At 65.7% G+C, this 12,065-nt stretch carries 7 protein-coding genes and 1 tRNA gene; 4 read left to right on the top strand and 4 right to left on the bottom strand.

Annotated features, from left to right (window positions below):
* Window position 1: 1 nt before the first annotated feature.
* From AB1K63_RS12675 to AB1K63_RS12665, 3 genes are all read right to left on the bottom strand, one after another.
* Window positions 2–2,386: a penicillin acylase family protein gene (locus AB1K63_RS12675; RefSeq protein ID WP_366960542.1), complete on the bottom strand. Its 2,385-nt coding sequence runs from the start codon at window positions 2,384–2,386 to the stop codon at window positions 2–4.
* 214 nt (window positions 2,387–2,600) lie between these two features.
* The gene (locus tag AB1K63_RS12670) at window positions 2,601–5,621 is read right to left on the bottom strand and encodes a TonB-dependent receptor (RefSeq protein ID WP_366960541.1); all 3,021 of its coding nucleotides are present in this window, start codon (window positions 5,619–5,621) and stop codon (window positions 2,601–2,603) included.
* Window positions 5,622–5,882: 261 nt separating this feature from the next.
* Window positions 5,883–7,535 carry an amidohydrolase family protein gene (locus AB1K63_RS12665; RefSeq protein WP_366960540.1) on the bottom strand — a complete coding sequence of 551 codons (1,653 nt, stop codon included), beginning with the start codon at window positions 7,533–7,535 and terminating at the stop codon, window positions 5,883–5,885.
* Window positions 7,536–7,687: 152 nt separating this feature from the next.
* On the opposite strand from AB1K63_RS12665, the gene AB1K63_RS12660 reads away from it, so the two are divergent.
* The 4 genes from AB1K63_RS12660 (at window position 7,688) to AB1K63_RS12645 (ending at window position 11,987) form a co-directional block, all read left to right on the top strand.
* A complete protein-coding gene (locus AB1K63_RS12660) occupies window positions 7,688–8,572 on the top strand; it encodes a LysR substrate-binding domain-containing protein (protein WP_366960539.1) in 885 nt (294 codons plus the stop codon).
* A 105-nt stretch (window positions 8,573–8,677) separates the two neighbouring features.
* On the top strand, window positions 8,678–9,703 hold the full coding sequence (gene dgcN / locus AB1K63_RS12655) for an N-acetyltransferase DgcN (protein WP_366960538.1): 1,026 nt from the start codon (window positions 8,678–8,680) through the stop codon (window positions 9,701–9,703).
* Entirely contained in the window at window positions 9,703–10,701 is a 999-nt protein-coding gene (gene dgcA / locus AB1K63_RS12650; RefSeq protein WP_366960537.1) for an N-acetyl-D-Glu racemase DgcA, read from the top strand. Before dgcN ends, dgcA begins: the two co-directional genes overlap by 1 nt.
* Before the next feature lie 14 nt (window positions 10,702–10,715).
* Window positions 10,716–11,987, top strand: coding sequence for a dicarboxylate/amino acid:cation symporter (locus AB1K63_RS12645; RefSeq protein WP_366960536.1), 1,272 nt, complete (start codon window positions 10,716–10,718; stop codon window positions 11,985–11,987).
* A 1-nt stretch (window position 11,988) separates the two neighbouring features.
* Here AB1K63_RS12645 and AB1K63_RS12640 read toward each other — a convergent pair.
* Window positions 11,989–12,065: transfer RNA gene (locus AB1K63_RS12640), tRNA-Arg, on the bottom strand.

Raw genomic sequence — 12,065 nt, 5'->3', positions numbered from 1 at the left:
GTCAGCCTGCCGGCAAAGTGAACGTTTGCGCGGCGACCGCTTCGATCGCCTCCGGGCTGAAGGGCAGCTCCGGCATATCGCCCGCCAGCCATCTTTCGTAGAAATCGCGGTAATGCGGTGAGCGCGGATCGGCGGACTGGCCAGCCAGCAACAGGAAGCGCGTCCGGTCCCAGTCGCCCACATCCGCCACGAAGAGGAAGCTCGCCCCGTGGCGCACGTCGTAGCCTCCACCGGCCCGCATCCCGCGCGCCATCACGGTGTTGCCGTCCCCGCCCGAACGACCGCCGGCAATCGGCGGAAACGCCCTGTCAATTTCCGTAAGCGCGGAGAGTGGATGGGCGATGTCGACGGTATGCAAATCACCCCAACGCCATTGCGTAGGATCGTCCCCAGCGACCTCGATCGCTTTCGCCCAACCTGCCCCCAGCGCCGCGTCCACCATCGCGTCGCGGGCCGATTGCGGTGCTTCGCCCAGAACCGGATCCAGATTTTCCAGCGCCTGCAGCATCGCATCCAGATTGACGCAGGTGATCAGGTCGCGGGCCTGTTCGGGTATGGCCGTACGATGAAACAGGTCCGACAGGCCGGGCAGCACCATCTCGAACAGCAGGGCGGCGGGGCTGTCGGCATCAAGATCGCCGTCCCATTCCGCAAGCATGACCGCGGCCTTTTCGGCCTCCGGGGAAGGCAAGGCCGGAAGCATTGCCTTCAGCGCCAGAGCCGGGAGCGAGCGGACGTCGTGCAGGAGTGCGATACTGTCCGCAATTGTATGCCGGTCCTGCGCCCCCAGGACCTGCTTGATCCGATCGTGCCGGAAGGGGTCCGACCAAGTGAAGCTCAGGATACGCTCTGCATGAGGATAGTCGGACGGCAGGTTCATGTCGTTGGCCGACGCGATCCATCCGGCCGGCGGATTGGAAATGCCCGGCATCTCCGCAAGGTCGAGCAGGCCGGTCCAGTCGAAAGAACCATCTCCGGGCGCCGGAAAAAGGCCGTCGTGCCGGGGGCGCCGCGGGGCGTAACCGATGGCCTGCCACGCGGTATTGCCGTCCATGTCCGCGTAATGGAAATTCGTTGGCGAGACATGCAGCCGGAACGCATCGCGCAGGCTGTCCCAGTCCGATGCAAGGTTCAGCGCAACGATGGCGAAGCGCATGTTGGCGCCGGGCAGCATGGTGACGGTCGACAATGCGATCGCGCGGTTGCGTTCCGGATCGCGGGCTATGACCGGCCGCCCACCGGCGTATCGAAGAGTCGCGACATCGGGTTCGCCGCCGTTGACCGATATGGTTTCTTCCACGACTTCAAAGGCGGTCCACTCGCCGTTATGCCAGTACCGTTCCGGGTCGTCCGGATGGGTGTCGAGGACGAAAAGGTCGGTCTGATCGATATGGAAATTGGTCCGGCCGAAGGCGAAGAATTCGGTATGCCCCTGCATGATCCCCGGTAGTCCGGGATAGCCGGCGCCGATGATGTCTAGCCCCGGTGCGGTCATGTGGACGATATGCCGCGGGCTGAATTCACCGATGGCGAGATGGGGATCGTTGGCGAGGATGGGACGGCCGGTTGCACTACGCGTGCCGTCGACGGTCCACGCATTGCTGCCCTGCGCCGCAAGGTCCGTGCGGCGTCCTTCGCGCAGCAACAGGTCCGACAGGCCCGCCACGGTGACGGGTTCGAATGGCGAAGCGCGATGGAGGTCGCGCAGCGCGCCCAGATCGTCCCGGCTCGCCTGAGTGCAATCCAGTCCGTCGGGCACGGTAAACGACCAGGCCGGGCGCAGCGGCTCGCGCCACCGCTCGTATTCGAGCAGGTCGCGCGCCTCCAGCATCGCGCGCCGTATCTGCTCGTCCGCATCATCGCTCCCCGCGCCGCGCCGGCGGATGCAATCCTCCAGCGTCCAGAGCAACGGCGTGATACCGAGGATTGTATATTCGGGCGGTGCGAGCGCCGGTTCAACCGCAATTTCCGCAATGCGGGCGTTGATGCCGGCACAATATCCCTGAACGCAATCGACCACATCATCGGGTATGGACGCCAGTTCGGCTGCCACATCGCCACGATAGTGGAACAGGCGCGCGGCCCGATCCGCGGCCAGGAAACCGGGCCCGAATGCTTCCGCCATGCGGCCCATGTCCCGCCTCAGGTCCAGGTCCAGCTGGAAGAGCCGGTCCCGCGCGACCACGTAACCCTGCCCGAAATACGCATCGTGCAGCGACTCCGCCCGGATATGCGGAATGCCGAAAATATCCTGCGTGATGGCAATGGGTGCTCGGGGACGAGGAGCGGGAGAAGTCCGGAAAGGCGAGGCTTTCGCGACCAGTCCGATGCCCGCGCCGAGCGCCAGCACGGCGGCCGACGCCAGCAGGAGCGCTCGTCTTGTCATGCAGCCGTACCTCTTCCCCGACGTCGGACGATCATAGTCCGGCCGCGAGGCACGAAGCATTCAATGGCGGAGAAAGCCGATAACCTCAGGCTATTCGACCTGGTACGCGGCGATGCACCTCGCTTCGCCTCGGGACGGCGACCGCAAAGAAAACGGGGTGACCTCACCGCTCATAAGCGGTTCGGCCACCCCGAACTTTGCACCTGTGGTTCGCTTAAAAGCGGACCTGGGCGAGAATGGTGAACGAGCGTCCCCGTGGATCGGCCACGCGCGGCTCCCACGAACTGCCGGCCCCGGTGTTGCTGTCATAGGTGATCGCGAACGGCGGGTCGGTGTCGAACAGGTTCTTCACGCCCGCCGTGATACTGAACGCATCGTCGATGCGCTGCGTCGCCGACAGGTTGTAGATGATGTAGTCGTCGACACGCTCGTTGTAGTCGGGCCGCGATGCGCTGACATTGTTCGTCAGGGTCGGCAGGCCGTTGTTCTGGTAGCCGTTGCGGAAGATCTGCGAGAAGGTGAGCTGGAAGTCGTCCTTCGCATAGCTGATCCAGGCATTGTGCTTCCACTCGAGCGCGAGGTCGCCGGCGTAGGTAAACTTGCCGATGATGTCCTCGTATTCGGCGGTGGGGAGAAAGCGTTCCTTCTTCTCCAGCAGCCAGGTTCCGTCGAGACCCGCCTCGAACGAGCCGCCGAAGGCATCGAACCCGCCACGCAGCGAGACTTCAAGGCCCTTCGTGCGACGCGAGCCTATATTGTCGGCCGTCACATCTAGCAGGGTGATGATGCCGTTGGTGCGGATGATGCGATCGGGGAAGAACTGGTTGTTGTCGAGCAGCTGGCGGATGGTCAGGGCGCCGATCGTATCGTCGACCGCGATCGACCAGAAATCGACCGAGGCGCTGAACCGCGGCGCGGGCCGCAGGACGACGCCGACCGAGAACTGCTCGGACGTTTCCGGGCCGACGTCGGGGTTGCCGCCGCTGATCGAGTCCGGATTGATCGCGAAACAGCCCGGATCGGTCGTGCTGACCACACCGCTCGGACACGTGGTGGGATCGACCAGGGCATTGGTCAGCGGGTTCGGGCTCTGCGCCTGCCCGTTGAAGATCTGGTTGAACGTCGGGACGCGGAAGCCGGTGTTGTAGGACCCGCGGAACAGGAGCCACGGGGTCGGCGTGAACTTCGCGGTGAACTTCGGATTGAAAGTGCTGCCGAAGCCCGAATACTCGTCGACGCGGCCCGCTGCCGTCACTTCGAGCGCGTCGAAGATCGGGATCAGGACTTCGGCATAGGCGGCCTTCACTTCGCGCGATGCGTCGTTGAGGGCGTTCTGGTTGTCGAAGGCGACGTTGAAGATTTCCGGCGTGTCGATTTCCGCGCTGGGAGACCCGTTGAACGAGTACCCTTCGCGTCGGAAGTCCGCACCGATCGCCAGCTGGACCGGTCCACCGGGCAGTTCGAACAAAGAGCCGGCAACCGACGCATCGAACTGGATGACGTCGTACTTGCCCCCGTAGAGCAGCGTGCCGTCGGCCGAGACCGATTCGAGCAGCGCCAGTTCTTCGGGCGTCTTGTTGGTCGAGAAGATGTTGATGAGGCCGCTGTTCAGCAGCCCCACGATGCCGGGCGCAGTCGCACCCGGGGCGGTCGGTGCGCGCGGATCGATCTGTCCCGCGGAGGTCGCACCGGTGCCGGATGCCAGCGCACGTGCGGAGGACGAGAAAATGCCGCGGAAGGAATAACCGGTGCCGAGAACCGAGGTCGCCTCGCTTTCGGCGTAGGACCCGCCGACACGGTAATCCCAACTGCTACCGATAGGACCTTCGGCGAACAGGCCGGCGCGGAAGGTCTTGGTGTTGGTTTCGTATTCGCGCGGACCGCACGCGATACAACGCCAGCGATAGGCGATCGGCTTGCCGAAATTGGCAGCGATCGCCGGGAATACTTCCAGCAGCTGGTTGTAGATCCGGTCGTAGACCTCCGCCGTGTTCTCGTTGCGCGGATAATAGAGCGGTGTCGTGCTCGTGTTGCCGGCATACTGGTTTGCCGAGAACTGCTTGGACGAGTCCGCATCGGACCCGGTGATTTCGGCCGAAATCTGGTGATCGCCCAGCGCCACCGTGGCGCGGCCGTAATAGGTCAGTGTTTCGAGCGGCTGCTGCAGGACGGCAGCGCGCCCCGTGTCCCAGGCGCAGGCGTAGAATGCCGGATCGTTCGCCCACAATTCGTGGTCGTAAGCCATCCCGCCATTGAAGCTTTCGCATCCCGCGCCGCCCGGGAGATCGAGCGTGTTGATCCCGCCGGTCGCGTTGAAGTTCTGGCCGGGCACCGGCAGCGGAACACCGCTGAGCAGGCTGCCGTCGGGTGCGAAGATGGCGTTCGGGCCATTCGGGAACAGGGTCGCGATCGGCGTGCCGCGCGTATCGACCGAAAGGCCGCGCTCCGGCTGGTTGCCGTTCACGAAGTCGCGGTTTTCGCCGCGCAGGATACCGTTCCAGCTCTTGCTGATCGAGGCCATCACGTTGAAGCCCTGATCGCCGAGATCCCCCCATCCCGCCGTTCCGGTAATACGATAGATCGGGCTGTCGCCCCGTTCGGTGATGTCCGTGAAGCCCGACAGCTCGATCCCTTCGAAGTCGGTCTTTGTGATGAAGTTGATGACCCCGCCGATCGCATCGGTGCCGTAGATCGCCGAGGCGCCGTCCTTGAGGACCTCGACACGCTCGATCGCGGCGAACGGGATCTGGTTCACGTCGACGGCCGAACCGGTCAGGCCGTGGGCCGCCACGCGGCGGCCGTTGAGCAGGACCAGAGTCGCGGCGGAGCCCTGTCCGCGAAGGTTCGCTGCGGAAAGGCCGTTGGTTCCGCGCTGCGCCCCGCTGGTGACGTCGGAGTTCGAGGCGAGGTTGTCCGCACCGTTGCCGTTCGTCGAGAGGTAGCTGATCAGCTGTTCGGGGCTGTTGATGCCTTCGCGTGTCAGATCCTCGGTCGTGATGATCTCGAGCGGCAGGGCACTGTTGCGCGGATCCTGGCGCAGGCGGGACCCGGTGACGATGATCGTCGCTTCCTCGTCGACCTGCTCGGCCGGGGCGCTGGTGGCAGAAGTGCCCAGCTCGTCGACGGCTTCCGGATCGTCCCCGACCTCCTGCGCCATGGCCGGACCGCCCAGAGCGAGCACCGCAAAGGCACATCCCGTCACGAGCGCGGAACGATATGAAACGAAAGTACGCATGTGAGCCCCCTCAACGTTGGATAATTAGCGTTCTGTCACAAAAAGGACTTCTTGCAAGTGGCCAAGTCGATGATCTTGGCATCTATAACCTGACTGCATGAGACCCGGGAAAGCGACAATTTTTCAGTCCATTCCGGGGTCGTGACAGGGCCTCGAGACAGGGCCCCGGGTGCAGTTTTTTCTACAGCGTGACCGGTGCGCAACAATATCGGAATTCTCGCCGGCGGGATTGTCGATCTCCCTTCCCTCAGCACTACTTTCTCAGGCCCCAAGGTCGGGGCAATGCGGTGGCGTCGGGCGGAGGAGGACCCGCCCGATCCTGCGCTCCGTCGGGGCGTCGTCGGCAAACGCCAGTTCGCCATTCACGAACAGGGCCTTCACGCCGACGCTCGGTTCTCTCGGCGAAAGATAGGTGGCGCGCGGTGCGTAGCGATCGGGGTCGAACACGAGGACGTCGGCAAAGAAACCTTCCTTCAGGTAGCCCCGCTGCGCCACGCGATAGACGTCCGCCACCTTTCCGGTCGACTGCCGGATGAAGGTTCCGAGGTCGATCACGCCGCGCTTCCTGACATATTCGCGGTACTTTTCGGGATAGGTCGCGAACATGCGCGGGTGGCCGAGGGACCCGTCCGATGCAGTGAGGACCCACGGTTGCTGCATCAGGACATCGACATCGGCCTGCGCCATGTTGAACGAAGCGACTTCGGTGCCCCCTCCCCCTTCGAGCACCACCTGTTGGATGATCGCGAGAGCGGCACCGACCGGATCCGTGCCGGTTTCCTCTGCCTGTTCGGCCAACGTCCGGCCCGTCCAGGCCCGGTCACGGCCCGTCAGCAGCAAGGAGGACGCACCGCCCCGCCGGCGCAAATTCTCCTGCATCTCCCCACGAATGCGAACGCGCATCTCGGTATCGTCCAGCCGTTCGAGCAGGGCGCGCCCTCCCCCGTCGAGCGCCCAGCGCGGCACGAGCGCCGCGTCGAGACTGGAGCCGGACGCAAGCCACGGATACTGGTCTGCGGTCACCTGGACACCGCGTGCCCGTGCCGCCTCTATCCGCTTGATCAGCTGCGGTGCCATGCCGTGCACGTCCACCCCCAGCGCCTTGATATGCGCGATATGGACCGGGGCGCCGGCTTCCTCCCCGATGCGGATCGCCTCGTCTGTCGAGGCAATCAAGCCTATCGAATAAGAAGATTCGTCGCGCTGGTGGGTGTCGTACATTCCCCCGCGGCGCCCGGCCTCGCGTGCCAGTGCGATCACCTCGTCCGTTTCCGCAAAGCTCTGCGGAGCGTAGAAAAGCCCGGTCGAAAATCCCGTCGCGCCCTCGCACATCGCATCCGCGACGAGGGCACGCATCGCGTCAAGTTCGCGCGCATCGGGCGCACGCGCCTCGTTCCCCAGAACCCGCGTCCGCACGGCTCCGAAGCCTACGAAAGGTACCACGTTGGTCCCGATGCCGGAACGCTCCAGCTTCTGCGCATCGTCCGCGACGTCGGGTGTCCCGCCCCCGTCCACCCCTATCATCACGGTGCTGACTCCCTGCGCCAGCCACGCCGTATTGCTTCTCTCGGCCGGGTCGTCCGAGCGCAGGAAGATGTCGGCATGGGTGTGTGGATCGATGAATCCCGGCGTCACGATCATACCGCGGGCATCGACGATCTGCTTTGCGTCGAACACGCCCGACGGGCCGACATAAACGATCCGGTCGTTCGTGATCGCGACGTCGCCGGTCCGGGCCGGGGCGTCGCTGCCATCATAGATCGTCCCGCCACGGATGAGAACGTCGACCTTTTCCGCCACCGGCGCGCTAGCCGGTCCCGCGACATCGCATCCGGTCGCTAGAAGCGCGCAAGCGAGTCCGAGAAGCGGCAAGCCCGATGGGCGCTTGCGATAGCGATCAAAGGCAGGCAGCATGACGTTCCTTCCCTTGCCTGACGGAGGCGCGGCGCGCTGCCGGTCCCGGCGAGCATGGGCATTTACCATCGCTGCCTGTTCGTCCACCCCCGGGGACGCCGGCCGTATATAACTCGGGCGAATGAACGCCCGTCGACAGGGTCCGCTTGACGATGAACCTTCGCCAGATCGAAGTCTTCCATGCCGTGTTTCTTCACGGAACCGTAAGCGCGGCGGCCCGCGCGCTGCATGTTTCCCAGCCTTCGGTCACGAAGGTGCTGCGCCATGCGGAAAAGTCGCTGGGGCTGGCGCTTTTCGAGCGGACGAAGGGCCGTTTGATCCCGACCGAGGACGCCCGGACACTGTTCGGCGAAGTCACCGAAATCCAGGACCGGGTCCGCGCTCTGCGCCAGGCCTGCCAGAACCTGCGCCAGGGCGAAGGCAGCCTGCTGCGGATTTCCGCCTTGCCGTCCCTCGGGCTCGGCGCGCTGCCGGAAGCGGTCGCGCAGTTCACCGCGCGCCGGGGCGAGATCCGGTTCGACCTGCAGACGCTCCACCATGACGAGATCGTGCGCAAGCTGTACGAGCGGGAAACGGATATCGCGATCAGCTTCGAAGTGCCGCCCGCCGCCCCGGTCGCGCACCAGGTGATAGGAGAAGGCGAACTGGTCGTCCTGTTCCGGCCCGAGGACATGCCGGACGCCCCGAGCCGCCTGCACCTGGCCGATCTCGTCGGACGCGATTTCATCAGCCCGATCCAGAACGGACCCATCGGCCAGTTGCTGCGCAGCGAGTTGGAGCGCCTGGACGTAACGCTGACCGAGACCGCGTCCTCGCGCACCTATTACATTGCGGCTGCCCTCGTGCGGGCTGGTCTCGGCATGGCGATCGTCGACAATTTCACGGCGGAATCGGCGGTGGCTTCGGGTCTGGAAAGCAGGCCGCTCCAGCCGGCACTGACCTTCAATATCAACGCGGTATACCTGCAGGCCCGGCCTCCTTCACGCGTCGGGGCCGACTTCCTCGACCTGCTCGCGAGCGTGATCGACGCCGTATAGCCGCGTGCTATGGGCGCGGTGGCCCGCGCTATCTGTGTGCGCGGCCCGCACGGGCGTAGGGTCTCCCGGATTTTCGAGCTTGCCGATGCGAGTGCCTACAGACCCATGATCGCCACACTCTACCTCCTTTACCTCGGCAATTCGACCGACCCCTTCGGTATCAAGACCGCGCGAGGGCTCGCCGTCTTCCGGCCGGAGCTGTGCGTGGGCGAATTCCGCCGCGACAAATGCACGTTGACGCTGGACCTGCCCCGTATCGGATATGCAGAGGCTGTCGCGGCGGGGGCGCGGACCATGGTTCTTGGCATCGTCAATGCCGGCGGTACGCTCGATCCCGAAGTCATCGAAGATGCCATCGCGGCCATGGAAGCAGGCCTGGACCTCGCCTCGGGCCTCCACCAGCGCCTGAAGGACGATCCTCGCCTCGCGCGAGCGGCACAGCGGACCGGACGCAAATTGCACGATGTGCGCGATCCGCCCGAAGGGTTGAGGGTCGGGACCGGGGAATACCGCGCAGGCAAGCGGCTGCTGACCGTGGGGACGGACTGTTCGTCCGGCAAGATGTACACGACCCTGTGCCTGCAGCGCGCAATGCAGGCGCGCGGGATCGCGTGCGACTTCCGCGCGACCGGCCAGACCGGGATCCTCATCGCAGGCGGCGGCATCCCGCTAGATGCGGTGGTCGCGGACTTCATTTCCGGCGCGATCGAGCAACTGGCCCCGGCCCGGACCGATGATGGCTGGGACCTGATCGAGGGCCAGGGTTCGCTGTTCCACCCCTCGTTCGCGGGGGTTTCGACAGGTCTGCTCCACGGCGCGCAGCCGAGCGCACTGGTCATGTGCCACGATCCGGCGCGGCGTGTCATGCGCGGGATGAAGGATCGCGCGCCGCCGGACCTTGGCGAATGCATCGCGGCAAATCTCGCGACCGCCCGGTTGACCAGCCCCGATGTGCGCATGGCAGGCATCGCGCTCAATACGTCCAGCTTCGACCAGACCGCGGCGGTTTCGCTTTGCATGCGGCTGGAGGACGAACACGGGCTGCCCTGCACCGACCCGCATCGCATGGGGGTGGAGGCCATTCTCGACAATCTGCTCGGCACCGTCCCGGATATCGCCACGCGCGCCTGATGGTAGCCCGCGTCCTGACCGCCCGGCACGAGGCCTTGCCGCTTGCGAGGCCGTTCCGCATCTCGCGCGGGGTGAAGACGGTCGCCGACGTGATCGTCGTTGAAATCGTGCAGGAGGGAATCGTCGGGCGCGGCGAAGGCGTGCCCTACGCCCGGTACGGAGAGGACGTGGCGGGCTCGCTCGCCGCCTTACAGGCGGTGGGCGATGCCATCCGCGCGGGGGCGAGCCGGGAAGACCTGCTCCGCGCGATGTCGGCGGGCGCTGCCCGCAATGCCGTCGATTGCGCGCTGTGGGATCTCGAAGCGCGGCTGTCGGGACGTCGCGTTTTCGATCGGCTCGGACTGCCCGATCCGCTCGCGCCCGTCCCGACAGCGCTGACGGTCGGCCTGGACGAGCCGGACCGGATGCGCGCGGCGGCCCATGAATTGCGCGACGCACCGCTGATCAAGGTTAAGGTGGACGCGAGCGATCCCGCCGCACAGTTGCGGGCCGTGCGGGACGGGGCGCCGCACCCGCGCCTGATTGTCGATCCCAACGAAAGCTGGAGCCTCGACGAGGTCCGCGACCTGCAGGATCTGATGGTCGATCTGCGCGTCGATCTTCTCGAGCAGCCGCTGCCCGCCGGACAGGATGAAGGGCTGCGCGGCTTTGTGTCCGGCATTCCGATCGCTGCCGATGAATCGCTCCATACGGCGCAGGACCTGGGCGATCTGCCCGACGGGTATTCGGTGGTGAACGTGAAGCTGGACAAGACCGGCGGACTGACCGCCGCGCTTGAACTTCGGGACGCCGCGCAGGCTCGCGGACTGGGTCTGATGACCGGCTGCATGATCAGTTCGTCGCTGTCTATCGCCCCTGCCCTCGCCATCGCTGCGGACAGCGCCTTCGTCGATCTGGACGGACCGTTCTGGCTGGCCGAAGACCGGCCCGGCGGCATCGCCAACGATCACGGGATGCTGGTGCCGCCCCGGACGGATTTCTGGGGCGGGAGCGTCTAGGAGGGAGACTGCAGATGGCTTGGCTTCGGCGCTGGCAGGCGATCCCCCTGTGGCAGCGGGTGCTGGTCGGACTGGTCAGCGGAATACTGCTCGGCGTGCTCGCTCCGGCGGCGCCCCCCTACATCGCGTTCGTGGGTGACCTGTTCGTCCGGCTGATCCGGATGCTAGTGGTGCCCATCGTCTTCATCAGCATCGCCTCGGGCGTGACCGCGCTGGCCGATCCGCGAAGGCTGGGCGCGGTCGGTGGCCGGACGGTCGCCCTGTTCGCCTTCACGACCGCCTGCGCGGTCTCCATCGGCATGGCGGCGGGCCTGCTCGTCCGCCCGGGTGTCGGCGCCGCGATCGGATCCGGCGAAGCCTACGCGCTTGGCGAGCCGGTCCCGGTCTACGACCAGTTGATGGGCATCGTGCCGGTCAACATCGTGGAAGCGCTGGTCGCGGGTGACATGCTCGCGATCATATTCTTCTCGATCGCCTTCGGGGTCAGCGTCGTCCTCGCCGGCGAAGAAGGGCGCCCGGTCGCCAGTCTGCTGCAATCGACCGCGCGCGTCCTGTTCCGCCTGGTGGCGCTCGTCATGGAATTCACGCCCTACGGCGTCTTTGCCCTTATTGCGGTCGCAGTCGCGCAGAACGGCGTCGCCGTGTTCGCGAATATCGGCCTGCTCGCCCTATGCGTCGTCATCGGCGTGCTCGCGCAGATCGTGCTGGTCCACATGCCCATGATCGCGCTCGTCGCCCGGCGTCAAATCGGCCGGTTCTACCGCGCCGCTCTCGACGCGCTGGCGGTGGCCTTCGCGACGGCGTCCTCGGCCGCGACCCTCCCCGTCGCCTTGCGCGTCGCGATCGACAAGATGCGGATCGACCGCGGCGTCGCCTCCACCGTCCTGCCGATCGGCGCGAGCATCGGGAAGGACGGAACCGCCATGTATGTCGGCCTGCTCAGCGTCTTCAGCCTGCAGGCGCTGGGCGTAACACCCGATCTGCCCATGCTCGGGATCGTGTTCCTGACCGCCGCGCTGGCCGCATTCGGGACGGCTCCGATCCCGTCGGCCTCCCTCTTCATGCTCGCGGCGGTGCTGGCTTCCGTAGGGGTATCGACCGCCCAGACCGCGCTCGTAATCGGGTTCGTACTGCCGTTCGACAGGCTGCTGGACATGACCCGCACGGTCGCCAGCGCCAGTGCCAACCTGACCGTCACCGCAACGGTAGCCCGCGGCGACCGCTCCTCGAAGGACCTCGACACGACGGAATTGGCGCCCAGCGACGACAGGGTCCCGGAAGCATAGGTGGCGCGCCCGGCAGGACTCGAACCTGCTGCCTCAAGATTAGAAGTCTCGCGCTCTATCCAGATGAGCTACGGGCGC

The organism is Qipengyuania sp. JC766 (assembly GCF_040717445.1).
GTDB lineage: Bacteria > Pseudomonadota > Alphaproteobacteria > Sphingomonadales > Sphingomonadaceae > JC766.
This window is presented reverse-complemented; position numbering and strand designations above follow the sequence as displayed.

Bases quoted from the DNA above. Each gene is read 5' to 3' on its own strand.
- AB1K63_RS12675 (WP_366960542.1), bottom strand. From the start codon at position 2,386: ATGACAAGACGAGCGCTCCTGCTGGCGTCGGCCGCCGTGCTGGCGCTC.
- AB1K63_RS12670 (WP_366960541.1), bottom strand. From the start codon at position 5,621: ATGCGTACTTTCGTTTCATATCGTTCCGCGCTCGTGACGGGATGTGCC.
- AB1K63_RS12665 (WP_366960540.1), bottom strand. From the start codon at position 7,535: ATGCTGCCTGCCTTTGATCGCTATCGCAAGCGCCCATCGGGCTTGCCG.
- AB1K63_RS12660 (WP_366960539.1), top strand. From the start codon at position 7,688: ATGAACCTTCGCCAGATCGAAGTCTTCCATGCCGTGTTTCTTCACGGA.
- dgcN (WP_366960538.1), top strand. From the start codon at position 8,678: ATGATCGCCACACTCTACCTCCTTTACCTCGGCAATTCGACCGACCCC.
- dgcA (WP_366960537.1), top strand. From the start codon at position 9,703: ATGGTAGCCCGCGTCCTGACCGCCCGGCACGAGGCCTTGCCGCTTGCG.
- AB1K63_RS12645 (WP_366960536.1), top strand. From the start codon at position 10,716: ATGGCTTGGCTTCGGCGCTGGCAGGCGATCCCCCTGTGGCAGCGGGTG.